19 protein-coding genes are annotated in these 25,731 nt (G+C 52.9%); 3 read left to right on the top strand and 16 right to left on the bottom strand.

Annotation, left to right across the window (positions count from 1 at the left end; all coding sequences use genetic code 11):
- Positions 1-11: 11 nt before the first annotated feature.
- The 4 genes from NSU01_RS04840 to NSU01_RS04825 form a co-directional block, all read right to left on the bottom strand.
- Positions 12-911 (bottom strand): carbohydrate ABC transporter permease, encoded by a 900-nt coding sequence (locus NSU01_RS04840; RefSeq protein ID WP_042133769.1) that lies wholly within the window; start codon positions 909-911, stop codon positions 12-14.
- A 5-nt stretch (positions 912-916) separates the two neighbouring features.
- On the bottom strand, positions 917-1,789 hold the full coding sequence (locus tag NSU01_RS04835; protein ID WP_081970408.1) for a sugar ABC transporter permease: 873 nt from the start codon (positions 1,787-1,789) through the stop codon (positions 917-919).
- 54 nt (positions 1,790-1,843) lie between these two features.
- On the bottom strand, positions 1,844-4,729 hold the full coding sequence (locus tag NSU01_RS04830) for an extracellular solute-binding protein (RefSeq protein WP_076247303.1): 2,886 nt from the start codon (positions 4,727-4,729) through the stop codon (positions 1,844-1,846).
- Positions 4,730-4,867: 138 nt separating this feature from the next.
- Positions 4,868-6,229 (bottom strand): extracellular solute-binding protein, encoded by a 1,362-nt coding sequence (locus NSU01_RS04825; protein ID WP_076247232.1) that lies wholly within the window; start codon positions 6,227-6,229, stop codon positions 4,868-4,870.
- A 492-nt stretch (positions 6,230-6,721) separates the two neighbouring features.
- On the opposite strand from NSU01_RS04825, the gene NSU01_RS04820 reads away from it, so the two are divergent.
- Positions 6,722-7,726 (top strand): LacI family DNA-binding transcriptional regulator, encoded by a 1,005-nt coding sequence (locus tag NSU01_RS04820; RefSeq protein WP_076247234.1) that lies wholly within the window; start codon positions 6,722-6,724, stop codon positions 7,724-7,726.
- Positions 7,727-8,252: 526 nt separating this feature from the next.
- Here the strand turns inward: NSU01_RS04820 and NSU01_RS04815 are convergent.
- The 8 genes from NSU01_RS04815 to NSU01_RS04780 all read right to left on the bottom strand — a co-directional run bounded on the left by NSU01_RS04815 (position 8,253) and on the right by NSU01_RS04780 (position 18,150).
- Positions 8,253-9,191 (bottom strand): alpha/beta hydrolase, encoded by a 939-nt coding sequence (locus NSU01_RS04815; protein WP_076247236.1) that lies wholly within the window; start codon positions 9,189-9,191, stop codon positions 8,253-8,255.
- A 946-nt stretch (positions 9,192-10,137) separates the two neighbouring features.
- Entirely contained in the window at positions 10,138-11,505 is a 1,368-nt protein-coding gene (locus tag NSU01_RS04810) for a HAMP domain-containing sensor histidine kinase (protein WP_076247239.1), read from the bottom strand.
- Entirely contained in the window at positions 11,502-12,176 is a 675-nt protein-coding gene (locus tag NSU01_RS04805; RefSeq protein WP_042133756.1) for a response regulator transcription factor, read from the bottom strand. The genes NSU01_RS04810 and NSU01_RS04805 overlap by 4 nt, the downstream gene beginning before the upstream one ends.
- A gap of 101 nt (positions 12,177-12,277) precedes the next feature.
- A complete protein-coding gene (locus NSU01_RS04800; protein WP_042133754.1) occupies positions 12,278-13,153 on the bottom strand; it encodes a radical SAM/SPASM domain-containing protein in 876 nt (291 codons plus the stop codon).
- A gap of 57 nt (positions 13,154-13,210) precedes the next feature.
- On the bottom strand, positions 13,211-14,197 hold the full coding sequence (locus NSU01_RS04795; RefSeq protein ID WP_042133752.1) for a Gfo/Idh/MocA family oxidoreductase: 987 nt from the start codon (positions 14,195-14,197) through the stop codon (positions 13,211-13,213).
- 314 nt (positions 14,198-14,511) lie between these two features.
- Complete coding sequence (locus tag NSU01_RS04790) at positions 14,512-15,288, bottom strand: glucose 1-dehydrogenase (protein ID WP_336102344.1); 777 nt, start codon at positions 15,286-15,288, stop codon at positions 14,512-14,514.
- Positions 15,289-15,363: 75 nt separating this feature from the next.
- Positions 15,364-16,185 carry an acetoacetate decarboxylase family protein gene (locus NSU01_RS04785; RefSeq protein WP_083705687.1) on the bottom strand — a complete coding sequence of 274 codons (822 nt, stop codon included), beginning with the start codon at positions 16,183-16,185 and terminating at the stop codon, positions 15,364-15,366.
- Positions 16,186-16,209: 24 nt separating this feature from the next.
- Complete coding sequence (locus NSU01_RS04780) at positions 16,210-18,150, bottom strand: NAD(P)/FAD-dependent oxidoreductase (protein ID WP_076247241.1); 1,941 nt, start codon at positions 18,148-18,150, stop codon at positions 16,210-16,212.
- Positions 18,151-18,269: 119 nt separating this feature from the next.
- Between NSU01_RS04780 and NSU01_RS04775 the strand changes: the two genes are divergently transcribed.
- On the top strand, positions 18,270-19,556 hold the full coding sequence (locus NSU01_RS04775; RefSeq protein WP_076247244.1) for a helix-turn-helix domain-containing protein: 1,287 nt from the start codon (positions 18,270-18,272) through the stop codon (positions 19,554-19,556).
- Between the two features lie 438 nt (positions 19,557-19,994).
- Here NSU01_RS04775 and thrC read toward each other — a convergent pair whose 3' ends face one another.
- The 3 genes from thrC to NSU01_RS04760 form a co-directional block, all read right to left on the bottom strand.
- Positions 19,995-21,383, bottom strand: a complete 1,389-nt coding sequence (thrC, locus tag NSU01_RS04770; protein WP_076247246.1) for a threonine synthase — start codon at positions 21,381-21,383, stop codon at positions 19,995-19,997.
- 220 nt (positions 21,384-21,603) lie between these two features.
- A complete protein-coding gene (locus NSU01_RS04765; protein WP_042133743.1) occupies positions 21,604-22,098 on the bottom strand; it encodes a CYTH domain-containing protein in 495 nt (164 codons plus the stop codon).
- Positions 22,099-22,192: 94 nt separating this feature from the next.
- A complete protein-coding gene (locus NSU01_RS04760; protein WP_042133741.1) occupies positions 22,193-22,738 on the bottom strand; it encodes a hypothetical protein in 546 nt (181 codons plus the stop codon).
- Between the two features lie 169 nt (positions 22,739-22,907).
- Between NSU01_RS04760 and NSU01_RS04755 the strand changes: the two genes are divergently transcribed.
- Positions 22,908-23,102 (top strand): hypothetical protein, encoded by a 195-nt coding sequence (locus NSU01_RS04755; protein WP_076247248.1) that lies wholly within the window; start codon positions 22,908-22,910, stop codon positions 23,100-23,102.
- A 904-nt stretch (positions 23,103-24,006) separates the two neighbouring features.
- Here NSU01_RS04755 and NSU01_RS04750 read toward each other — a convergent pair.
- Entirely contained in the window at positions 24,007-25,728 is a 1,722-nt protein-coding gene (locus NSU01_RS04750; protein WP_076247252.1) for an adenine deaminase C-terminal domain-containing protein, read from the bottom strand.
- Positions 25,729-25,731 lie beyond the last annotated feature (3 nt).

Here is a 25,731-nt window from a genome sequence, read left to right as displayed (position 1 = left end):
CGTTCCCCCCCTTAATCCTTCATTCCCGAAGTTGCCATGGTCTCTATAATCCGGCTCTGCGAGAACACAAACAGCGTGATCGGCACGCTCATCAGAATGAGGGCCACCGCTGCCGCCGGACCGGAACGGGCAATCCCCCCTGCAACCACCTGGCCCGCTGCAAAGTGCAGTGATTTCAGCTGTTCACTGTAGATGAACCCGTTGCCGTCACTGCCCCAGAGAATCTGGAATAACAGAATGATGAGCGTCAGCCAGGCCGGCTTGACGTTAGGCATCACGATCGACCAGAAAATGCGGTATTCACTCGCCCCGTCAATTTTGGCCGCTTCCAGCAGCACATCGGGAATCTGCTCCATGAATTGCTTCATCAGATAGAGCCCCAGTGAATAGGCAAAGGCCGGTATGATAACTGCCCAGTACGTATCGATGAGGCCCAGCCAGGACATGATCATATAGTTTGGCATAGCCGTCACCGCCGGTGTGAACATCAGCGAGAGGACAACGATGCTGAACAGTGCTTTTTTGCCGGGAAAATGATGTTTGGCCAGAGGGTACGCTGCCGCCGAAGCCAGCAGGACATGCCCGATAATCCCAGCACCGGTAATGAACACCGTGTTGAAAATATACCGGGAAAACGGCACCCATGAATTCCCCAGCAGGTTGAACAGATCGATAAAGTTGTTCATCGTCGGGTGCCGGACAAACAGGGTCGGCGGGAAGATGAAGATTTCGTCCAGCGGCTTGAACGCATTATTAATCGCATACACCAGCGGCAAAATCATAAACGCCCCGAATACAGTAAGCAGGGCAAATAAAGAGAAGGTGCCCCAGGCAGAGCGGTTCACCCGCTTCTTGGGCATCCGTAAAGGCCGGTTTAACCGTTTGGAACCTATTTGAAAGGGGGTATTCATGTCTTCTATTCACCCACCTTTCTAAGAAGCTTCTGCACCACCAGGTTGGTGCCTACCATGATGAAGAACAATACAGTAGCAATCGCTGAAGCATAGCCCATCTCGAACCTTGTGGTGCCAAAGTCGATCAGGTGCGTCACGATGGTCTCCGCTGCATAGTTCACGCTCGGGAACCCGGCCAGGGCAATCGAAACATCAGCTACGGCGAACGCGGTCGTAATCTGGATGACAGCACCGAACATCAGCTGCGGGCGCATGGAAGGCAAGGTGATATACCAGAGCTCCTGCCAGCGGTTCTTGATTCCGTCCACGGCTCCCGCTTCGTATAAGGTTCCATCCACGGTCTGCAGTCCGGCAATGAAGGTCAGGAAGCCCGTTCCCAGACTGAGCCATAACTGGACCAGGATGATGATCGGCATAATATAGCCTTCTGTCTTCAGCCACTGGATCGGTTCCAGAATGAAGCCGAACTTCAGCAGCAACCCGTTCATGATCCCGTACCGGTCCCCGGAGAAGATCATCAGCCAGATGAAATAGACATTTCCCGAGATGGACGGGGCATAGAACACGAGCGTCATTACAGCTCTAAGCTTCGGTGACAGCTCATTGATGATCCAGGCGAACACGAAACAGGCGATATAGCTTATCGGACCTGTAATTACTGCGAACAGCAGTGTGTTCTTGAGGGCAATCAGGAATACATCATCCTCCAAAAAAAGACGCGTGTAGTTCTGCCACCCAATGAACTTCGGAAATTCCAGCATATTGAAATATGTGAAGCTAAGTACAACCGAGACCAATACCGGCAGCACCGTAAATACGGCGAACAACAGCATATACGGCGCCATCAGAATGTACGAATGCTTATTCGCTCTCATCTGCTGCCATTTCAGGCTCCACCAAGTTTGCACGCTTGACTCTCCCCCTTACCGCTATAGACCAAACTCTTTGCGTTTGGTGGTGATTTCGTCCTGAATATACTGGACATAGTCCATGATGGATTCCCTGGCTTCCACACCGCCGACCACTGTTTTGTAAAAAGCATTAAACAAATGCCGGCCTGTGAAATATCCGCCCGGAACCTCAGGAACCCCTTCCGCCCATTCGAACTGGGCTTTCAGATTCTCGTAATCGGCGATCGGCCAAGGCAAGCTGTCCAGCGCTTTGATATTCGCTGTCGGATAACGTGCGGCAGCACCCATCAAGCCTTCCATCTCACGCCCGAACACCGTCTGGGTCTGTTCACTCGTCCACCACTTCATGAATTCCCAGGACGCATCCTTGTCCTTTGCTTTATCCAGCATTACGACTGCACTGCCGCCACTGGAGACTGTGCGGTCCAGCGTACCGTCTTCCTTCACGGTTCCGGGGATCGGCACGAAGCCCCACATGCCCCTGATCTCCGGAGCAAAGACAGACAGCTGGTTGTATAAGGTATAATCCGCGATGCCGATCGGCATTTCACCTGTACGGAAACGGTTGGCAAAGTCATATTCGCGTTCCAGCTTGTAATCGGTATAGAATTCGCTCCATTGCTTGAAGGTCTCGATTCCGGTACGCGAATCCAGATCTGACGCTTTGCCGCCATCGCGGTAGAATTGCCCGCCATTCTGGAACAGCAGTGCGGCAAACATCGAGTTCGGCGGGATGTTCTGTCCCTGCACTGCCGATTGGACCACTACGGGCAGGCCAAACTGCATATGATTCTTGCTGAGCACCGCGAGCAGTGTGGATACCTCATCCCAGGTCTGCGGAACCTCAAGCTCCAGCTCCTGCAGAATGTCCTTGCGGTAGAAGAGCATATTGAAAGTCTGGGTCTCAGGCAGGGCATAGACACCGCTGTCATACCGGTAAGGCAGCACCGCACTCTCGCGGAAACGTGTGCTCACTTCCCCGAAATCCGCAAACTGCGTCAGATCTGCCGCCGCATTGCGCATTGCAAAGTTAACCGGCAGATCATTGCCGATCTGCATTGCCACATCCGGCCCTTGTCCGGCCAGGGTCGCCGGAAGCAGCGTGGTCATGTTGACCAGCTTCAGATTGACATTAATCCCGGTGGCTGCGGTGAACGTCTCATCGATCATCGCCTTCATCGTATTGGCCTGATCCCGTCCGCTGCCGATCCATACGGTTACCGACTTCTGGTCATCCTCATCCGACACATTGCCGATCTGGTTGTAGTCGGTGAAGAAGGACGTGAAGAAGGACGCCGTCTCATGCTTCAGCTTCGCGCCGAAGCCCATCCCTTTCTTCGAGAGCTTCTGATCAGGTGAAGCTATGTAGAGCGCATCCACTTCAAGCGGCTGCTCTCTTGCCGTCTGGACCCAGGTGCCGAGTCCGCCGGTATTCGTCTTGTAGGCGGTAAGTCTTTTGGGGACCGTATCCGGGTCCTCAATCATCTCGTCCAGCTGCTCGGCCATCGTCTTGAGCAGCGCTTCCTGATCACTGGATTGTCCGGATAAACGGACCAGTTCCTTCGCAATCCCCTTCAGGCGGTCGCGCTCCGCAGCGAATACCTCCAGGAGGCCCGGAATCTTCCGGTCCAGCTGGTAATCCCGGTACTCATCCGGCTTCGTTCCGGTAATCATCAGAATCTTGCGGTACATGGAGTTGAGATTGTACAGGCTGTTCTCTACCTCACGGATGAGCGGGGCGAACTCGCCAAGGCTAACCTCAAGCCTTACGACATGCTTCCCTTGTTCGAGCTTGTATAGATAGGGCTCATTGCCGCCCATAATGTCCAGCCGATAAGAGCTTTTATACCGGAAAGGAACCTTGGCCATTTCCGCAAACGGGACGGTACCATCAATGGTCAGCTTCCGGGTTGAATAGATTCCCCGCACATAATTCTGCTGCGTCTTGAAGGCCAGCTTATAGAATCCGGTCTCAGGCACATTCACTTCCCATTCGATCCACTGACCCGGTATCCGCCAGTTCAGCCCGCCAATCGTGTTAATTTTGATTACAGAAGAACTGTACGGAGTCACTGCCGGGCTCGAACGCTCATTCAGCGGGTACAACGTCGGGGAGGATTTCGCCGTTGCGTCTTCTGCCTGAACGGTCAGGAGCTGGCCGCTTACGGCCTGCATGCCTTCGGAGTCCCATGCTTTCTTCGCTTCTTCGTACGGCAACGGTGCACTTTGCCTGAACAGCTTCAGCTGCTTAATCAGTACAGGTTCTCTTGAAGATTCCAGCGTTAGCGTATGTGTGCCGGCGCTGAAATAAAATAAAAACGGCTCATTCTCATAACCGTCGGAGTCCTGAAACGCCTTCTCGCTCCAGACCGGCCGCTCCACCTGCCTTGGCCGCAGGTCGTTGCCCTGGTTGTCCTGGACCAGCTGATCAGACTGATTATCCCAAATCCGGTCAAACTGCAGGAACGCCGCCTCCTTGAAAGGGAGCTGCCCGTCAATATAGAAGGCGCGCTCAATAGCCGAACTTTTCCCTTCGACGGGATAGTACAGCATCGACAGGTTATAGAAGCCGGCTTCCTTAATTTGAACAGTCCACTCGGCCTTGCCGGTTTCACCGGTTAACAGCGCTTCACCGGCCATACCTTCGTAATCGGACCACTTCTCGAAGCCGCCGCCTTCTACACGGCTATAGTCAGCCGCCTCCAGAATAATTTCCTGATCAGGTCTGGGAGCGTCCTTATGTTCAGCCAGATAGGCAACGTATTTATTCCCGGTATTCACCGCAATCCCGGAGGTAACGCCGGGAACCTGCTCTTCTGCAGAGACAGCCTTCTTCGTGCCAGTCTCCGCCTGTACATTCAAGCCTGCCGGAAGCATGATCAGCAATGCTACAGCAGCAAGCATTATATTCTTGGCTATTTTGGATTGACGCTTTTTATCTGTCACCAGAAGTCCTCCTTACAAGCGGAAATCTTATATCCATACAATAGGGGGAGTCACCAAGACATCCCCCCGTTGTTATGACGATCCGGAACCCTCCTATTACTTGCCTAGCTTAGCAATGGAAGCTTCTGCTTCCGGCTTATACTTCTCGGCAGTCGCAGTAACCGATTGATTGTCTACAATAATGTCCTTCATATAACCGTAAGTCGGATATTCCGGGTAAGCGGTTTCAAGCAGGATCTGGCCTGTGTTATTGATATGTTCATGCATCATAGCGACATCTTCTTCATGTGCGTAGATACTTTCCAGCCATTCCTGGCTAGGGAAATCACCGGTTTGTGTAATATCATAGGTATCTTCAAAAGCCTGATAGACCGCCTGCGGATCTTTCACACCTTTGGGAACGAAGAATGCATTCTTGCCGTTATCGGCATAGGTAACTTCAGGCGATCCGGAAGGTCCGTTCGGGAAAGGAACCACACCGAAATCGAAGGTCAGATCGCCCAGGTTCCAGATCGGAGCCGGGAACATCGCTACATCGCCATCCTTGAAGGTATTGAATTCGTCATAGCCGACTTTGTCTGCGCCTTTGACTTTGACTACGTTCTCTACGTTGTATAGACGGTTAATGAATTCAGCCGCCTCAATAACCTTCGGATCAGTCAGACCCTGAGTGCTTGTTGCTTCATCCACCAGCTTGCCGCCGTTGGCAGCGGAGAAGTTGCGCAGCATATCGATTGCCCAGCCCGAGAAGCCGTAAGTATCGATTTTGCCGTCATTGTCCGTATCCTTGGTGGCCTGCTTGGCAACTTCAACGAACTTCTCCCAATTCCATTGTCCGCTGGCATACAGCTCCTGCAGGTCAGGAAGCCCCAGCTTCTTGAACAAATCACGGTTGTAGTGAATACCGGCTCCCCCAACGCCAGGTTCAGCGAAGGCATAGTCCTCATTAGCAATTTTAGGCGCCTTCACCAGCAGATTAGCCTCGTTGTTGATATTGGAAGCCGCTGTTGTATATTCGCTTACTTTCATCAGCTGTCCCTTGAGGATCGCAGGCCAGGCCGAGTTGTACTCCATAATTACGATATCAGCAAAAGGTTCACCCGTAAGCGCGGTTGCCGTGAATTTGGGCATGAATTCTTCGAAGGGAACATTTACAAATTCGAACTTGCAGTTGTACTTTTGCTCCACTTCAGTAATCTTGGCCAGACGTTCCTTCTCGGATGCGGAATTGCCCGCAGGCTTCAGATCCCACCAGGCCGCTACCTTAATTACACGTCCGCCCATATCAACAGGTGCTGCCGTCGGTTCCGCTGTTGCTTCTGCCACTGCCTCTGTAGCAGCAGGCTCAGCCGTCGCATTTGCCTTGGTATTATTGGCTGCATTGTTGCCGCCGCTGCAGGCTGTAAGTAAAAAAACAAAACACAATAATAAAACTGAATACCCCTTTATCTTTCTCATCCGTCAAACCTCCCATGATAATTGATAAATGATGAATACGTCAGTACTGCCACATCTCTTATAAAGCGCTTACAATGCTGGTTAAAAAAATAACAAAAGCCCATTTACCTTTGTTTGTTTTTCACACCGCCCCTATTTGTTATTGTTTATTTGTTTTTCTTAGCATAACAAATATTACCACCGGGCAGGAAGATGGTCAATAATATTTTATTAAAAATCCTTATTTTAACATAATAAAGGCTTGTTTACGTGGGAAAACCGCTTATCTCTTGTTGAAGTCGTACAACAGTGTTATCTTTATCATAACAAAATAACATTATATAAAAACAAAAAGATAATATAAAACTATAATCATAATAACAGATAGATTCATAGGCAAAACCATTTTCAGAAAACTAAAAAAAACAAGTGTTAGTCTACTCTTCTTCATGTAAAATTGGAATGTAGTTCTTCTGAAGAGACTAAATAAACTGACTAAAGTAGGATGATTTCATGCGGCGTAAAGTAACTATCCAATCCATAGCAGATTTTACGGGGCTATCTAAATTTGCAGTGTCACGGGCATTATCCGGCAAACCCGGTGTAAGCACACAGACCAGAGATATGATTTTCAAAGCCGCAGGGCAGCTCGGATACTTTAAAGACTCAACCGCTGCGCAGCCTCCGGGTGAGCTTATTGATCTGGATGCCCGCAAATGGTCGGGAACCATTCTGATCTTATTTCCCAACATCCGCTACCAGAATCCGGACTCCTTATATTGGGGCCCGCTGTTCAACGGCATCTCTACCCGGCTGGATCAGCGGGGCATTAATGTGCTAACGCTGACAGAGCCCAAAGATGATTCAATGTTCTCGCTCCTCAATCCCGAGGCCATCATGGGGGTCATTACAGTCGGCTCCATTTCCACACCGATTCTGGCAGAGATCAGGAGTCTCGGCATTCCGGTCATGATGGTGGATCACTACGATCCCAGCTTTCCGTGCGATTCTATCTTTACCGATAATCTGTCCTGCATGAGAGAACTGATGAACCTTGTCATCAAAAAGGGCTACCGCAACTACCAGTTCCTCGGCAACATCCGTGATGCCCAGAGCTTCTATGAACGGTTCCTGGTCTTCCGGGCCTCACTTGAGGATAACGAGATCGAACTTAAGCAGAACCCTTCCCTTAACGGGCCGGAAATTGATAATTTCCGGGAAACCTTCACTGCGGCTGTTACCGAACACGGTCTGCCCGAGGTTTTTGTATGTGCTAATGATATCTACGCTTTGTTCGCCCTGGAGACGATGGAGATTATGGGTATGCCCGTTCCTGACAATCTGGTGTTTACCGGTTTCGATAATACGCACCCCAACCTGCCGTTCCTGGCAACCGTTAATGTAAACAAGCAGCTGCTCGGTACAAGAGCTGTAGATCATATGCTGTGGAGAATCCTGAATCCGGGTACAAGCTATGAGAAGATCCTGATTCAGGCAGATCTTATTGTCAGGGACTGAGGAAGGTAAGCCGGGCGTATGTTGCCGAACATAATTACTACGGGTAAATCAAGAGGGAGCTTAGCGGCTGCGCATGGAGCTAGCCATTCTACCACTGGAACTTCGGCGGGGCCTCATGGCCCATCCAGCTGTGAAACGGACTGAGATTCCTCTATCCTGCACGATCTGGGGATATTGCGGGGGATTCGGACTGAGATTCCGCTAAGTCTCCTAATCATCCTCCTTTTAAGCTCAAAAGAACAACATAACGGAATCTCAGTCCGTTTCAGCCTTATTATGAGGTTTTTTGGAGAAATAAGGGAATCTCAGTCCGCTCAGACCTCCATCTAAAGGTGGTAATGATATATGGCTGCTTCAGACTTTTCATGACATTGAAGCCTATAAAGAGAAGCTTGCCAGGTTTCTTAATCCCGTAAATAATCAACTAAGCTAACTACAACTAAAATCACAAAACAGCGGCAATCCAGGACCTGTTGTCCCGGGCTGCCGCTGTTTCTGTTTACCAGAATTTAGCGCAAAGCTTCTATTATTTAATCTGTTCCATGAACGCCTTATAATCCTGAACGATCTCTTTAGACAGGGTGTGGTGTAGGTAATGCTCCCCTTCAAGCGGGATCAGTTTGCCGTGCACAGAATCCTTCACTTGCCCTTCATGCAGCGTCTGCCAGCCATCAACATCTGTATTATTAGCCTGTATGAAGAGGAGCAGCGGGAGCTCCTTAGGGAATGCCAAAGCCTGAGCCGCTGTAAAGTTATCATTGAAATGTTTCATTTCATTCATAGTAGTATCGTTGCTGGAGTTTTTATTCGAGATCATTTTCATCTGCTGCTTGATCTGATCATCATATGGCAGTCCGGCATACGGGTCACCGCTCAGCTTCTTGAGCATTCTCATCAGACCTGAGTTGTCCAGAAACTTAAACAGTCCGATGGGCATTTCAGCATCCATCCCGCCTTGTGTCGGCACACTGCTGTCGATTCCGACAAAAGCAGTCACTTCGTCTGTGTACTTGTTCACATAATCCAGTCCGTATATGCCGGCAATGGAATGCCCCATCAGCGTGTAACGGTTAATACCCAGCTGCTGCAATGCCTCATGAATTTCACTGGCAATATTATCGTTAGTCCGTTCCTTATCGGTTCCATCACTTAATCCATAGCCGAACGGCTCAACCGCTACTACCGTGTAATGCGGAGACAGCTCATCGATCAGAGGTTTGAAATCCAGTGCCGGAGCGCCCGTGCCATAACCAGGCAGCAGCACCACAGTTTCCTCGCCCGTCCCTTGAATCAGTACATTCATCTTTTTGCCGTCTACAGGCACCAGCTGGCCGTAAGACTCAATTTTCCCCTGCTCCGATTTGCTGCTGATAATATTCACTACAAACACAACAGCTAAAAAAAGCACTATGGCGATCATTATGGCCGCAATAGATTTAAGCGTAACCCTAAGCCATTTTTTCATTATACATGCACCTGTCCTTATCGTTTGATTAAGATCCTTACGAACCAATAAGGTAAGCTTACACAATGAAGATGTACTCCCCGTGACGGCAATATGAACTGAATATGAACAGCTGCATACAAGTGGAAACGGCTACGCCGTCCTATAAGGACGGGGTGTTTCAGCGAGCAATAGAAGGATAAGTTACCGTGCGAAACATATAAATTCTTATATTTGAACAAAATCACCTTTATGGGTGAATCAGGGGCACTTCTGACCCTCATTTCCTCTTGCCGCTCACTTTCGGCAGATTCAGGGGCACTTCTGACCCTCATTCCCGCTTGCCGCCCACTTTCGGCGGATTCAGGGGTACTTCTGACCCTCATTCCTGCTTGCCGCCCACTTTCGGCGGATTCAGAGGGATTTATCCCTTTAATTTCCCCGTGCCGCCCACTTTCGGCGAATTCAGAGGGATTTATCCCTTTAATTTACCCATGCCGCTCACTTTCGGCAGATTCAGAGGGATTTATCCCTTTAATTTCTCCATGTCGCCCACTTTCGGCGGAATCAGAGGGATTTATCCCTTAAATTTCCCCATGCCGCTCACTTTCGGCGGATTTAGAGGGATTTATCCCTTTAATTTCCCCGTGCCGCCCACTTTCGGTGGATTTAGAGGGATTTATCCCTTTAATTTCCCCATGCCGCTCACTTACGGCGGAACCAGAGGGATTTATCCCTTTAATTTACCCATGCCGCTCACTTTCGGCGGAATCAGTGGAATTCCGGTCACAAGCACTAATTCGTCCTCTATAGACGGTTCCTGCTCCAAATTCCAATGTAACTTATCCACAATATTATGCACATATTATCCACAATAGACGAGTAGCATGATTTTCCAGTCAATGAAAAAAAGCTGAGGCAACCTGCACAAGCCAAAGCTTGAGCAGGTTGCCTCAGCATGAACAGACTAATCCGCCGGTGCAGATACCGGCAGGGTGACAATGAAGCTCGCGCCCCGTCCCGGCTCACTCTCCACCCGGATATCACCTTGATGGAGCAAGACGATTTGCTTAACAATGGCCAGTCCCATACCGCTTCCGTTATACTGGCGGCTGTGGGAACGGTCGGCCTTGAAGAACCGTTCGAAGATCCGCTTCTGGTCCTCAGGCAAGATCCCGATGCCCGTGTCGGATATCCGCACGGTCACGTTCTTATAATCTTGCTTAATACTGACGCTGATCACACCGCCATCCCTGGAGAATTTGATGCTGTTCCCAAGCAGATTCGTCCACACCTGATTGAATTGATCATGGTCAGCCGTCAGCCGGACGGCCTTCAGATGAAGCTCGAAGCTGATGCTGCGGGCCGACCATTGCGGCTGGAGTGCCACGATCACCCGTCTGATCTGTTCATCCAGGCTGAACGTGGTGAGCTGGAGCTGCTGTGACTGCGATTCAAGCAGACTCAGCTTCAGCAGACTGTCGCTCATCTTGGACATCCGCTCCGCTTCGCTGATGATAATATCCAGATAACGGTTCCGCTCGCCCTCCGGGATATTCATCTGCTTAAGCGCCAGCGCATACCCGGATATGGAGGTCAGCGGTGACTGAACCTCATGCGACACATTGGTGACGAATTCCCTGCGCATCTGCTCCAGTTGCTGCAGATCACGCATCATCTCTTCGAAGCTGCGCGCCAAAGTACCAAGCTCACCCTTCTGCTTAATATTCAGCTTCACATTGAAGTCTCCGGCTGCGATCCGCCGGGTCGCGGTGGTCAGCTTTTTGATCGGCCGGACGAGGAACATAGCAGCCACCAGAATCACAAGACTTCCTGATCCTAGCGAATAGAGCGAAAAGTTCAGAAGCCATTTCAGCAAAAAAGGGGTGGACGGGGGACCGGTGGATTCTACAAACAGCGCTTTCGTTCCTGCATCCGTCGGGAGCGGCAGCCCCAGAAGAATAGTGGATACCCTGCTCGGATTGACTTGAACAATGTCCCCGGCCAATACTTGCCTCACTTGCTCCATAGTCACTCTAGCCGGCTTATTTCCGTTAAGCTCCCCGTAAGACTGAAACTGGCCTGTCTCTTCATAAATACGGATATGGTAGGATGAGAGCTGGTTTATTCCGCGTACGAACGCATCCGCTTCTGCCAGCGGAAAGGTGTCGTAGATCCGGACGATGTCCTTCCCGAAGTGCAACAAAGGGATTTGCATATTCTCGTTCAATTTATCCCGGAATAGCCAAGTGGCCATAAAAAAGGAGATGACCGTACCCCCGATTACGGAGACCAGGAAGGTCAGGACAACCCGGGTATATAAGGATTTGATCATTCGGTAACCTCAAGCCGGTAGCCCAGCCCGCGCACAGTCTCGATGCGAAAATCAGGTGTAGCCGTAAACCGTTCCCGCAGCCGCTTGATATGCACATCTACCGTCCGGTCATCCCCGGGATAATCAATTCCCCAGATCTGATCGATCAGCTGCTCACGCGTATAGACTTGTCCGGGTGTCCCGGCAAGCTTGTACAGCAGTTCGAACTCCTTGAGCGGCAGCGACAGCGATTCCGTCCCGCTGATTACCTTGTAAGTCTGCCGGTCAAGGGTAGTGTTGCCGATCCGGATCATCTGTGCGCTGCCAATCCGGTACCGTTTGAGCAGCGCCCTGACGCGGACCGTCAGCTCCAGCGGATCGAACGGCTTGGTCAGATAATCATCCGTGCCCAGCTCGAACCCCTTCACCTTCTCCCATGTCTCGCCTCTGGCCGTCAGCATCAGCAGCGGAAGATCGGGATCGGCTTTTCTAAGCTCCTTACATAGCGTCCAGCCGTCCATCACCGGCATCATAATATCGAGCACGACAAGATCGACATGCTCTCTGGCATAGACCTCCAGTGCTTCCTTGCCGTCCGCGGCTTCAGCTGTTGTGTATCCATCATTACGCAGAAATAGGCAGACGAGTTCGCGGATGTTCGCATCGTCGTCTGCAACAAGTATAGTAGGCATCCGTTCCCTCTTTTCGCATTGTCCGGCCTGTAATGATATTCAGAAATAAGCTTAACTTCCCCTGCGGCAGCTTCCTGTATTCACCAGCACCCGCTAACCCGCTAAGTTCCGAACCGCTGCCGGTACCCGCATTTGCGGCACAGCTCCTCGACTGCCTCCCGGCGGGAGAAGCCATAGAACAGGTTGTTCGCCCGCTCACCCTCAACAATCTCGGAGAACGGCTTCTCGTGAATGTTGCCAAGGTTGATTACCCCTTCGCCATCGAGGCAGCACGGCACAACCGTGCCGTCCACCAGCACCGCCGCCTGGCTGCGCAGCGCATGGCAGAAGCCCTTGCCGTCGTCCTCCGGCTCGTGCAGAGCCGGCCATCTGAACTCGTGGTCCTGGTTCAGATAGACACGCGGGGCAATCTTCACCCCGCTGCCGGGGACAACCTTCTCTTCGATCCGGAAGTCGAGCCCGAAGGCCTCCTCCAGCAGAGCGAGCGTCTCGCGGTTGCGGCTTTTCTCCAGATTCGTCCGGTTGTCCTCCGTCAGGTTCCACAGCCGGAACGAGACAATGACGCCCTGGGCAGAGATCTCCCGGACGAAACTGATAATCTCCGACACATAACCTTCGCGGTTCTCGGAGCCCGCATGGCCGTCGAAGCTGTGCAGCGAGAAGTTCATCTGCCGCAATGCCGGCTTGCCCAGCAGCTTCGGCCCCGCCTTATGGATCAGCGTGCCGTTGGTCGTGATGTTGACCTTGAAGCCTTTGGCATGCGCTGCATCCAGCAGCTCGCCGAGCTTCGGATGGAGCAGCGGCTCGCCTTTGACATGCAGGTAGATATGATTGCTATGCGGTTTAATCTCATCGAGTATGGTATTGAACGTCTCCAGCTTCATGAAATTCTTCTGCCGCTCGGTTGGCGGACAGAAGCTGCAGGCCAGGTTGCAGACGCTTGTAATCTCGATGTATACCTTTTTGAAAGTCTTCAAGTTCCGCTCCCCTTTTCCAGTCGTACATCCTAATTCAGGCCGTACATGCCCGTACAGCTATAGATCCGAGGCGTAGCGCAGGCCGATCTGGCTTCTTGCTTCCTCCATCAGCTCGGCAACCGCCAATGAATTGGCATGACTGTTAGTTCCGCTCTCCCGCTGGCCGCTCTTCAAGAGATGAATGAACTCCTGAATCTCATAATACATCGGCTCGAACACCTGCGGCAGCGTAAGCTCTTCGATGGTGCCGTCACGGTAATGGATTTTGACCTGATAGGGCTGGTTGATCTTGTCGATGACCATCGTCCCGTTCTCACCCTGAATCTCAGCCGGCAGATAAGAGTCGGCGATCTTGGAATGCATGACCACGGCATCCATATCCGGATAACGCATTACCATACTGCCTTCGCCGTCCACTCCGGAGGAGAGCATCATGCCCACTGCCTTCACCGAGTCCGGCTTGCCGAACAACGCCACCATGGGATACAGGCAATAGATGCCCAGGTCCATCAGCGAGCCGTTCGAATATTCCGGATTGAAGGCGTTCAGCACCGTGCCCTGGCGGTAAGCATCGTATCTCGATGAGTATTGACAATAACCGGCGAAATATCGCCGCACTTGACCCAGCTTATATAAATTATCCCGGATTACGCCAAAATTCGGCATAAAGGTTGATTTCATCGCTTCCATCAGCAGCACATCATTGCTGCGCGCCGCGTTAATCATTGCCTTCAGCTCTGTGCTGTTAGAGGCAGCCGGCTTCTCGCAAATGACATGCTTGCCATGGTTCAGACAGATTAAGGACTGCTCCGCATGCATCGAATTGGGGCTGGCGATATAGACCGCGTCCACCTCTGCGCCGGATACCATCTCCTCCAGATCCGTATAGATCGAAGCTCCTGCATATTTTGCGGCAAAAGCCCGTCCCTTCTCCTCTGTACGGGAATACACGGCTGTGAGGATAAATTCCTCATTCTCCAGTCCGGCTTGAACGAAGCGGTCAGTAATCCAGTTAGTGCCTACGACCCCGAAACGAATTGTCATGAATGATCCCGTCCTTTTTTATAAATATAAGACTATATATCCGAACACAATTAAATATCCTTCTATTTACCGCCGAGCCTATCCCATCCTTACTCAGGACAGCAGAAGGGTTTCAGCATGTCATACTGATCTATAACTGCTATTTTCTCATTCCGTGGTAGGTATGTCCACTTTTCAGCCGTAATTTCCGACAAATTCCGCTAGATTCCGCTTGTGAAAAAAAGCACCTGCATAAATGCAGGCGCTTCGTCTAATATGCAATGTTTATGCAGTGTTTATGCAATCTTTTATACAGCTTCTATACGATGCAGCTTCTATACAATCGTCCAGCCGCCGTCTACAAACAGAGTCTGACCGGTAGTGTAGCTGGAGGCATCCGAGGCAAAATACAGCACCGCCCCGTTCAGCTCCCCCGGATTGCCGGGCCGGCCCATCGGACAGACCGCGTTGTACATCCGCAGCGCCTGCTCGGTGAACAATGTGTTCTCCGTCATCTCGCTATGGAACAGGCTGGGGCCGATCGCATTCACAGTAATGCCGTGCTTGGCATACGTAGCCGCCACACCCCGGGTCAGGTGGATCACTCCGCCTTTGGCCGCATTGTAGGAATGGGTAGGAATCGAAGCCGATGCCGTGAGGCCCAGCATGGAGGCGGTATTGATGATTTTGCCGTATTTGCGTTCCTTCATGTGGCGGATGACATGCTTCGACATCAGGAAGACACCCTTCAGATCCGTATCGAGAACGCGGTCCCAGGCTTCTTCCTCCAGCGCATCAATCGGCACAGAGTCCACCACACCGGCGTTGTTCACCAGAATATCAATTTGGCCAAAAGTCTCCATCACCTTAGAGACTGCGGCGATAATCTCATCTTCTTTTCTAACATCACATTCAACAGGGATAATCCGCCGCTCCGGATATTTGGCGCGAAGCTCTTCGGCCACTGCTGACAGCTTGTCGTATCGTCTGGCCAGTATGGCCACATCCGCACCCTGATCAGCCAGCATGTCAGCGAACTGCACACCGATTCCGCTGGACGCACCGGCAATAATGGCTGTCTTGCCTGTTAAATCAAAAAGGTTGATCATCATAATCCTCCTCAAATTTGTCAGATTAGGCTATAACCATGAATGTCTCCGTCTTTGTACCTGCACCAATGTTTCCTTTTATAAAGAGCTCTCCGCAGTCTCAGGCTGCAGCTTGTTCTCCCACCAGTCCCAGCGGAGATAGCAGTAGGGCAGGAACTCCATCGGATGGAGCGGTTCCAGCACCTTACCCTTCTCCAGCACATTGGTACTGACGGTATAGACGGCTCCCAGCATCTTAACGACTTCAAGCTCACTCCACGGATCATGCGGGGATTCCTGGAACATAACCGATGCTTCCGCAGCTTTATACACCTTGACGTCGCTGACCAGACGCTGGGTCACGAGGATTGGCATAAGGTCGAACCCGTTTCCGTCCACCGCATTGGAATATTTGATATTGTACAGCGGGATGTCCTTGCCGTAGAATTGCTCCAGAATCCCTTCAGCTTCAGGATCATTGAAGACTTCACCCATTTGAGCGTGTATGCTGAAAAAATCAATCCCCTGCCGGCCGATCGAGCCGCTGATGGAGTCACCTTCTACCTGCATGCGGACATCCGCCATCTTCTTCGGCAGCCCGCACACCTCACGGCCCATCGCCATGCCAATGTCGCTGGTGATCGGCATCGACAGGCAATAGTTGCCCAGCTCCCCGTTGTAATCGGCCAGCACGAACAATCCGGCTTCACGGTAAGGCGGACAGAAATTCGTTGCCGGGTAATCGGCTATAAAGGCATTCACCAGCGGCCGGCCCGCAGGCTTCAGCGGCTTCGGCAGCAGCCGTTCAATAATCTCCGGCTTCGTCTCCCAGTAGACCGTCAGCATCTCCGCATCATAAAAGGTCGTCGGTTTGCCTCCGTACTGCCGGATATCGGCCAGGCTTTTCACAAAACTCCCCATACATGATCCCTCCTCGAATTGGTATTACTTCAGCACATAAGCGGTCTCGAAGCCGGACTGGATGGCCTGGCCAATTCTGCCCGGCTTCGCGGCGTCGCCAAGCACCTTCACCTGCGGCATCGCCCGCTTAAGCTCATCCACGAAACCGCGTTCCGGCTTAACACCGATGGACAGAACTACGGCATCGGTATCCTGAACGGAAATATCACCCGTTGATACATTCTCCAGCACTACAGCACCCTCCCGCACCTCCACCAGCTTCGTTGAGGCCAGCAGCTGTACACCGTTCTTCTTCAGCCGGGTGACGATATCGATCAGGTTCGGCAGATAGGCATCGGGTCCGACCCTTGGCTGCATCTCCACCACAGTGACCTGATTCCCCTGTTCAGCCAGATATTCCGCCGTCTCCAGACCTGTCATTCCTGATCCAATTACCACAGCCCGCTTATCCCTGATTACTGCCGCCCCGCTGAGCACATCCACCACTGTGCTGACATGCTCACCAGTCACTCCGGGGATTGCCGGAACAATTGGCCGGGCCCCGGCAGCTACGAATACCGCGTACGGGTCAAGCGCCTGCAGCTCCTCCAGCGTTGGCTTCTCTGACAGCCGCACATCCACATGCAGCTGTTCCAGCTGATGCTCCATGCTGTCCAGGAACCAGTTCAGCTTCTCCTTCAGCGGCGGACGGCTGCCCAGCTCCACACTGCCGCCCAGCACATCGCGCGCTTCGAACAGTACAGGCTTGAACTTCCGCTGCGCCAGAACCCGCGCCGCCTCCATGCCTGCCGGTCCGCCGCCGACCACAGCCACGACTCTGCCGTCTCCGTCCTGCTCCGGCTCAGGGAATTCCAGCTCCCGGCCTGCCCTGGCATTGACCGCACACTTGATCACCTTGCACTCCATCACTTCCTGGATGCAATACAGGCAGGAGATACAGGTTCTGATCTCTGCCTCCCGGCCTTCCGCCGCCTTATTGCCCCACTGCGGATCAGCCAGCAATGCTCTGCCAAGCGCCACGAAATCGGTATTGCCTTCTTCCAGCAGACTCTCGGCAAAGTCCGGTTTGCGGATCACATCACAGGCGATGACCGGAATCTGCACGGCCCGCTTCATTGCGGCGGCAAGATGCTTCTTCCAGCCCTGCGGATAGGAGATCGGCTCGATAATCGTATTCGACGACTCATAAGTGCCGGCGCTTACATTAATGCAGTCCACACCGAGCTTCTCCAGCTGCTGCGCGGTAAGCAGCGCTTCTTCGAGCGTAATCCCGCCCGGCACGAATTCATCCCCGTCAATCCGCACAGAGACCGGGAAGCCTGCTCCGCAGGTCTTCTTGATCCCCTGCACAATCTCGCACAGGAACCGCATCCGGCCTTCCAGTGCTCCGCCGTATTTGTCGGTCCGCAGATTGGTCAGCGGGCTGAGAAATTGACCGATCAGATAGCCGTGGGCGCCGTGAATTTCAACCCCGTCGATTCCTGCCAGCTGGGCAATGTACGCCCCGAAGACGAATTTGCCCACCAGCACTTCCACTTCCTCTGTCGCCAGCTCCCGGGGCATTTCACCGATGGCTGAGGACATGACTGCACTCGGGGCGACAATCTGCTTGCCGCCGATCAGTCGGCCATGATTCTGCCGGCCCGGATGCTGGAGTTGTAGGAATATCCGGCTGTCATGGCGGTGTACAGCCCTGGCCAGCTTTTCCAGGCGGGGAACATACAGCAGATCGCTTGCGTTCAGCTGATTGGGTGTGCCCACTCCCGTCTCGTTGTCTACACGGGTAATTTCCGTAATAATCAGACCGCAGCCCCCTGCAGCACGTTCTTCATAGTAAGCAATCATCTCATCCGAGGCTTCGCCGCTGGCCGCAGCCAGTGATGTGCCCATAGCAGGCATCACAATCCGGTTCTTCAGCTCAAGGCGTCCTATTCTTCCTGCTGCAAACAGTTTCTCGTATTTCATCTGCTCAGCACCTCCACCCTTAGTGTAAGTCCGCCGAGACTTTGTGAATATATTTACAAGCGCCAAAAATCACTTCTTTATAGTGCACAGTGCACTATGATAATAAGGGGGCGATACCAATGGATATTTCCTTAAATGAACCGCAGCGTGACAGACTCGAAACCGAGCATTTCACCGCAGCCTTATTCACGGCATACATCTCAGGGGCCGGCCTTGCCGGCATTGTACAGACAGCTGCAGGACTGCTGCACAATCCCGTGATTGTTTTTGACGCTAGCTTCAGAATTGTCGCCCATTCCGGGCGTGAGGATATCGATGATTACATCTGGAGCGAGAACATCCGCAAGGGGTACTGCTCTTATGATTTCATTGCGGCTGTAAACAGAATGGAGAGTGTCCGGCGGGGCAAGCAGAGCGATGCTTCCTACGAAGTGGCCTGTGAAGAAACCTCCAACACCAAGCTGATCTCCAAAATAAAAGTAGGCGGCAAACCAATCGGCAATGTGCTGCTCCTGGGCTGCAAACATCCCTTTCGGCCCATAGACAGTGAACTGCTGTCCCTCACCGCCACCGTGCTTGCCGAAGAAATGGGCAAGAGCAGCTACTACCGGAACGCCAAGAATATAAAAGTAGAGGATATCATCTGCGGGCTGCTGGAGCTGCAGCTGCAGGACAGCAATACCCTTCAGGAGCGGCTGCAGTCAGCTGACTTAAGGCTCGGGAAGGACCTGCTTGTGCTGCTGTTCGATCTGACCGGATACGTCGATTCGGGGCGTTATGATGACTATTTAAGAGAGCGCTTGCAACTTTTATTTCCCGGCAGTCCCTGCGCCTATTATGAGGGACGGATTGTGCTGATTCATAACGGCAGCCTCTCCCGGGAGCTCGCCTTCGGGCCGCTGCAGGAATTCCTCGGCCAGACCGGAGTCAGTCTGGGAATCAGCAGCATATTCTCCAGTCTCAATCAGTGCAGACTGCACTATCTTCAGGCGCAGAGCGCTATCCGGATCGGCCGGATTCTCTGCCCGGAACGCCAATTGACCTATTATGCCGATGTCCAGCTCTACGAGCTGCTGCCTGCAGAGGTGCTGTCAGGCGGGGAGCAGCGCTACCGCCATCCGGAGCTCCGGAAGCTGAAGGAATACGATGCCGCCCATCAGTCCAGCCTGTACCACACCTTCTACATCTATCTCAAGCATAACCGCAATATGCAGCTCGCTTCCGAAGAGCTGTACATTCACCGGAATACCCTCCGGTACAAGCTCGACCAGATCAGCAGACTGCTGGAGACCGGCTTCAGCGATTCTGAGAAAATGCTCGCCTACTACGTTTCCTACAAAATCGCCGATTTCTGCGAGAAGGCCCGGGAGCAGCAAGCGCAGCAGGAGGCGCTGCCTTTGCGGTAAGGGAAGGCCCGGTATATTGGCCGGGTGGCGAGGAGCTGCTGCTAACTCTGGCTTGATGGGCGGGGCGCTGCCAATGCTGGCTTGACAGGCGGCGAAGGCTGCCAAGCAAGTTTGCTGGGCGGTGCGCTCTGCTGCTAACTCTGGCTTGATGGGCGATGCGCTTACCCTTACTCATACACACGCACACTCTTACCCATCCCCCTCCTCTTACTCATACACACGCCCACGCTCTTACTCAGCCAGGAAGCTGCCTGGCCGGATTTCATAACTATATAGAGTCTCCCCGAGACTAGCCGCAGCATTGATGCAGCGCGGCGGCTATAGCACTATTCGTTACAAGACACTAAGCACAGAACATAAACAGCCCCCGCTCCAGAAGAGCGGGGGCTGTACTATCCCTATTCAGGGAGCGGGACCTGTATAGACCCCCGAACCTTTTTAACCGTAAAAAGCCTGCAGCTGGCGCACAATCTCCGCCTTATCATGATCGACCACAACCTGATGCTGCGGTAGCTCGAACAGGGCAGCAATCTGCGCCGGGAATTCCTGCTTGATGCCGGTCAGGGCAATCGCCTCGTCGAACTTGGCCGGATGCGCTGTCGCGAAGGCGATGCTTGTCTCACCCGGGGCGCTGAATTTCTCGTAAGCCGCAACCCCGCATGCCGTATGCGGGTCCAGCAGATAGCCGGATTCCTGCTCGTATTTGCTGATCGTCGCAAGGCATTCCGCATTCTTGACACCCAGCGCCGAGAAGTCGGCCTGCACCCGGGCAAACAGTTCGCCGTCAACCGTGATGGCGCCCTCACTCTGCAACGCAGCCATATATCCGGACAGCTTCACTGTATCCTCACCGAGCAAATAATACAGATAACGCTCGAAGTTGCTTGCTACCTGGATATCCATTGACGGGCTGTAGGTGCCCGTGAAGCTGCCCGGTTTGTATTCGCCGGTTAACACGAACCGTTCGAGAATGTTGTTCTCATTGGTGGCGATGATCAGCTTGTGGATCGGCAGCCCCATTTTCTGCGCCAGGAAGCCTGAGAAAATATTGCCGAAGTTCCCCGAAGGCACGCTGATATTCACCTTCTTCTTGTCACTCTCCGGAAGCTGCAGGTAGGCATAGAAATAATAGACCGTCTGCGCCAGAATACGCACGAAGTTGATCGAGTTGATCGCCCGCAGGTGATACCGTCCCTTGAAGTCGAGGTCGGCGAACAGCTCCTTGATGATCTTCTGGCAATCGTCGAAGTTACCCTCTACGGACAGGTTCAGCACGTTGCTGTCATCCACGGTCGTCATTTGCAGCTCCTGCACCTTGCTGACCTTGCCATGCGGATGGAGAATACAGATTTTGATGCCTTCCTTGCCGCGTACGCCCTGGATTGCAGCCGCTCCGGTATCGCCCGAGGTTGCGCCGAGAATATGGATAATTTCGCCCCGTACCTTGGCAATATAGGAATACAGCTCACCCATGAACTGCAGCGCCACATCCTTGAAGGCAAACGTAGGCCCGTGGAACAGCTCCAGCACATACAGGGAGTCGTTTACTTTGTGCAGCGGCGTGACTTCCGGAGCGCGGAAATTGCCGTAGCTGGTGTAGACCATTTCTTTCAAGTCATCATAGGGAATTTCATCATTGGTATAGTAGGAGAAAATCTCAAGGAACAGCTCCTGGAAGCTGAGGCTTCTCCATTCTTCAAGCTTTTCAGGGGAAACCTTAGGAATCTGAAAAGGCACCATCAACCCGCCATCATCCGCCAGCCCCATCAGAACCGTGTCAATAAAGCCTCTTGCTTCCACCTTGCCTCTTGTACTTACATACTCCATACCCGCCTCATCCTCCTGAACCCCTCTTTATTTAACCTGCTGATATTAACTGACCATATAACAATACTCGCCATCATTATTAAGTTCGGCTTATATGGTGCTTAATTTTACTTTACATAGTAACACGTTTACGCGTTAAAGTCCGTTAATTATTGGCGTTATTTTTAAAATAAAGCGAAGTTTCGCCCGTATCCTATTCACCGCATTATGCCTATGGACACTATTTGTTCTGCAGCTGCTTCCAGACGGTTTTGTTGCTGTACTTCTTCTCTGTGCTGACATCCTGGCCGAACCATTCCGGGGCGATGAAGCTCTCCGCTTCCTCCAGCGAATCGAATTCAACCTCCAGCACCGTAAGCTCCAGCTGAGTATAGAGATCAATCTCCACCGTTGTGCCGTTCCATACGCCTGTGATGCGGGTTTTGACCAGTGCTACAGCTTTCACAGCCTCGATCATCTGATTATATAAACCTGCCGAAATGGAATATTCGATCTCTTGGCGGCTGATGCCTTTGCCATCCTTGAACGTATGTGTATAAGAAACTTCGCCCGTATCCAGGTCGGTAATTTTGCGTACCCGCAGCTCCTGCCCGTCCTCAATCGCTAAATACGTCTGGTCAATGCTGTGCCGGGTGAGCACCTTCAGCTGTCCTTCTTCAATAAGCCGCTCCGGGTATTCCGGCAGCAGGAATTTGCGTTCAATCTCCATAGCCATGCTGTTTCTCTCCTCTGTGTACGAGCCTAATGTTACATATTATTTATCATCATAGGGGCGGGTCCTACGCAAGTCAACCGGAAGCGGCGGATTCTCACGGAAACAGGCGGTCGATCGACCCGATGTCATAATCGTTGATGATTTTAAAAGATCCGCTGCTGTACTTGTCTCGCCGGGAGGAGTCACCGATTGAGATATACTTGGCGTCATCCACTCTAATCGAGAATCGGTAGTATTTGTTCACATCGATATGAATCCAGTAGCTTCTGGTGAAATCATGGGAAGCATAAGAGCTTCTTAACTTCACGCCGGCAAAAGCATTCATGATCCCCGCGATTTCTGCCGGATCGGTCACCGTGACCACGACGTCATCAGCCGTTTCCGGCAAAGACCGGGTAATTTCTATCGAGGTGATATCCTGCAGGCTGATGCGGCTGGACACCCTTGCCTCGAAAGAGGTGAACATCTGTACAATCGTACCTACGTGATAAACCGCAAGCCCCAATAGGAAAATAATCAGGAAGACCCGGCCCAGCGTAAGCTTCTTCCGCTTTTCCGGCTTCCCCCGCCTTCCAGGCCCTCCCCGCTCTCCCGGCTGCTCCACATTCTCCGGCCCGTTCAACCGTTCCGTCTCCGTCACTCCAAGCACCTCCTCCGAAATCAAGCATTGCTTCCATTATATACAATATTGGTTACAGTAAAAACCTCGCTTGCCAGCTATGTATGCTAAAACCCGCTCTTGCCCGGGTGTACAGGTACAAAACCGCTCGTTGGGCAAATGCGGGTGGATGTTAGCGGAAGCATAAAGTATGGGTGAGGGATTGGCGGGAGCTGCGGCTTGCGAGAGCTGCGGCTTAGCGGGACGGCGGGGATTGCCGGATTTGGCGGGACTTGGCGGGATTGGCGGCTTGCGAGAGCGGGGGCTTGGCGGGATTGGCGGCTTGCGAGAGCGGGGGCTTGGCGGGACGGCGGGACTTGCTAAGGCTTTGCCACTCCTCGACTAGTAAGAGGACTGAGATTCCGTTATTTGGTCAGATCAGGCGAAATCACTGGCCAATCGGACTGAGATTCCGCTATGTGTTCCGAAATCCCTCATTTTAAGCCCGAAGTCACAAGATAACGGAATCTCAGTCCGCTTCACTCCACCGGCGATCCCACTAAGGCCCACTTTCGGCAGATTCAGGGGCACTTTTGCTCCTCACCCCTGCCCGCAACCCACTTTCGGCGGATTCAGGGGCACTTTTGCCCCTCGTTCCCGCCTGACGCCCACTTTCGGCGGATTCAGGGGCACTTTTGCCCCTCATTCTCGCCCGCCGCCCACTTTCGGCGGATTCAGGGGCACTTTTGCCCCTCATTCTCGCCCGCCGCCCACTTTCGGCGGATTTAGGGGCACTAATGCACCTCGTTCCCGCCTGACGCCCACTTCCGGCGAACTTCATTCCTCTCTCCAGCCCACTTCCCGCGGATTCAAAGGGACTTATCCCTTTCATTCTTCCATACAACCCACTTCTAGCGGATTTAGTGGGATTTATCCCTTTCATTCTTCCATACAGCCCACTTCTAGCGGATTTAGTGGGATTTATCCCTTTCATTCCTCCATACAGCCCACTTCTAGCAGATTTAGTGGGATTTATCCCTTTCATTCCTCCATACAGCCCACTTCTAGCAGATTTAGTGGGATTTATCCCTTTCATTCTTCCATACAGCCCACTTCTAGCAGATTTAGTGGGATTTATCCCTTTCATTCTTCCATACAGCCCACTTCAGGCGGTGAATACAGAGGTACTGCTGAATAACAAAGAAGGGCATCCCATCGGGACACCCTTCTCCTCCAGCTCTTCCGCCAGCTCCCCCGCTAGCCCCTCTGCCAACTCTTACGCCTAATCACGCTGCAATCCCCAGCTCCCCTTACTCGTCCCCAAGCGGGAACAGCAGCGGTACTACCTTACCGGCACCGACATCAATCAGGCCGTGGTCCGTTATCTTCAGCGCCGGGCTGACCGGCAGCGAGTGGGTGCTGATGGACATAATCGGGTTGTAGTGATTGTAGCCCAGCGATTCCATCGCCGTGCGCAGCGCCAGCACCTGTTCCGCAGTCTCGGCCAGCGGCGCTTCGGTCAGGATGCCGCCGACCGGCAGCGCCAGCAGCGCGAGCACCTCGCCGCCGCAGGCGACGCAGAAGCCGCCCTGCTCCGCAATCACTGTATTGGCGGCCAGTACCATGTCCGCCGCATTATGTCCGACAACCAGCAGATTATGGTTGTCGTGTGAATACGTAGTCGCGACCGCGCCGCGCTTGATCGTGTCTCCGCCGATCAGGCCATAGGCACGGTTGCCGTTCTTGCCGTACCGCTCAAAGGTCGCGATGAGACCGCAGCCGGTCTCCTCCCATTGCAGCAGGCCGTCCTTCACTCCGGCCTCCACATGCTTCTCCTCGGTAAACGTGGACACGTTGTTGACCATCATCACGCGGGCGCCGTAGCGGCCGTCCGGTAGCGCAGCAGGCACCGTGAAGTCAGCCTCCGCCAGCGGCTCCAGCTGCACACTCTTATAGAAGTGAGCCGGGAACTGCGGCCCACTCACGACCTGTGCCTGCGGCTGCTTGCGGTCATAGACCTGCAAGCCCCGCTTGTACACCGCCTCAATGGCGAAGCTGTCGAGGTCGGACAGCAGGAGGTAATCGGCGGTTTTGTTCGGTGCGATTACGCCGCGGTCATCCAGCTTCATCCGCCGCGCCGGGGTGAACGTAGCCGCATAGACTGCGTCCTCCGGCGTCATGCCCATGGCGATGGCTTTGCGGACCAGGTGATCCAGATGGCCGGTCTGCACCAGCGAATCGGTCATGACATCATCCGTCACGAAGCAGAAATGCTCACTGACCGGATGACCGATCAGATACTCCACGACTTCAGGTGTCATCGATTTCTCCTGGATCTCGATGAACATTCCGGCTGCGATCCGTGCGGTCAGCCCCTCGATACTCTGGTGGGTATGATCGGAATCAATCCCCGCATAGATCAGGCGGTGCAGATCGAGGTCCAGCAGCTTCGGCGTATGCCCTTCAATGACCAGGCCCGGATAGCGGCTGCGGACATGCTGGAGGATGCGGTTGCTTTTCCCCTCAGGATCACGGATCACATCCACAAAGTTCATGACCTCGCCCAGGCAGATCATCCGCTGCGTCTCCATCAGCTCGTCGATATCAGAGATCTCAATGGAGCCTCCCGTAGTCTCCAGCGGAGTTGCCGGCACCGAGCTCGGAATCGCATAGAACATGTCCACCTGGCAATCCCGGCTGGCCCGGATCATCTCATGGACGCCCTCTACCCCGAACACATTGGCCATCTCATGCGGCTCGGGAACAATCGTGGTTACCCCGTGCTGCAGAATACCGTAGGAGAACGTCTCCGGTGTAATCATCGTGCTCTCAATATGCAGATGAATATCGATGAGGCCGGGCACCAGATACTGCCCCTTAGCATCAATGATCTCGGCAGCCACAAACGTCTCTGCACCAAGAGGACCTACGTAGAGAAAACGTCCTTCCTTAACGGCCACATTCGCCGTCTCGAATCTTTTATAGTAACTGTTGTAGACCTTAGCGTTCAGTATAAGTTGATCTGTATTCATCGT

This window comes from Paenibacillus sp. FSL H8-0259, assembly GCF_037963255.1.
Taxonomy (GTDB): Bacteria; Bacillota; Bacilli; order Paenibacillales; family Paenibacillaceae; genus Paenibacillus_AQ; species Paenibacillus_AQ phytohabitans.
This window is presented reverse-complemented; position numbering and strand designations above follow the sequence as displayed.

Coding starts and splice junctions, on each gene's coding strand:
- NSU01_RS04825 (WP_076247232.1), bottom strand. CDS start 6,229: ATGAGAAAGATAAAGGGGTATTCAGTTTTATTATTGTGTTTTGTTTTT.
- NSU01_RS04755 (WP_076247248.1), top strand. CDS start 22,908: ATGGGTGAGGGATTGGCGGGAGCTGCGGCTTGCGAGAGCTGCGGCTTA.
- NSU01_RS04815 (WP_076247236.1), bottom strand. CDS start 9,191: ATGAAAAAATGGCTTAGGGTTACGCTTAAATCTATTGCGGCCATAATG.
- NSU01_RS04810 (WP_076247239.1), bottom strand. CDS start 11,505: ATGATCAAATCCTTATATACCCGGGTTGTCCTGACCTTCCTGGTCTCC.
- NSU01_RS04795 (WP_042133752.1), bottom strand. CDS start 14,197: ATGACAATTCGTTTCGGGGTCGTAGGCACTAACTGGATTACTGACCGC.
- NSU01_RS04775 (WP_076247244.1), top strand. CDS start 18,270: ATGGATATTTCCTTAAATGAACCGCAGCGTGACAGACTCGAAACCGAG.
- NSU01_RS04840 (WP_042133769.1), bottom strand. CDS start 911: ATGAATACCCCCTTTCAAATAGGTTCCAAACGGTTAAACCGGCCTTTA.
- NSU01_RS04820 (WP_076247234.1), top strand. CDS start 6,722: ATGCGGCGTAAAGTAACTATCCAATCCATAGCAGATTTTACGGGGCTA.
- NSU01_RS04805 (WP_042133756.1), bottom strand. CDS start 12,176: ATGCCTACTATACTTGTTGCAGACGACGATGCGAACATCCGCGAACTC.
- NSU01_RS04790 (WP_336102344.1), bottom strand. CDS start 15,288: ATGATGATCAACCTTTTTGATTTAACAGGCAAGACAGCCATTATTGCC.
- NSU01_RS04835 (WP_081970408.1), bottom strand. CDS start 1,789: ATGAGAGCGAATAAGCATTCGTACATTCTGATGGCGCCGTATATGCTG.
- NSU01_RS04830 (WP_076247303.1), bottom strand. CDS start 4,729: ATGCTTGCTGCTGTAGCATTGCTGATCATGCTTCCGGCAGGCTTGAAT.
- NSU01_RS04785 (WP_083705687.1), bottom strand. CDS start 16,185: ATGGGGAGTTTTGTGAAAAGCCTGGCCGATATCCGGCAGTACGGAGGC.
- NSU01_RS04765 (WP_042133743.1), bottom strand. CDS start 22,098: ATGGCTATGGAGATTGAACGCAAATTCCTGCTGCCGGAATACCCGGAG.
- thrC (WP_076247246.1), bottom strand. CDS start 21,383: ATGGAGTATGTAAGTACAAGAGGCAAGGTGGAAGCAAGAGGCTTTATT.
- NSU01_RS04780 (WP_076247241.1), bottom strand. CDS start 18,150: ATGAAATACGAGAAACTGTTTGCAGCAGGAAGAATAGGACGCCTTGAG.
- NSU01_RS04750 (WP_076247252.1), bottom strand. CDS start 25,728: ATGAATACAGATCAACTTATACTGAACGCTAAGGTCTACAACAGTTAC.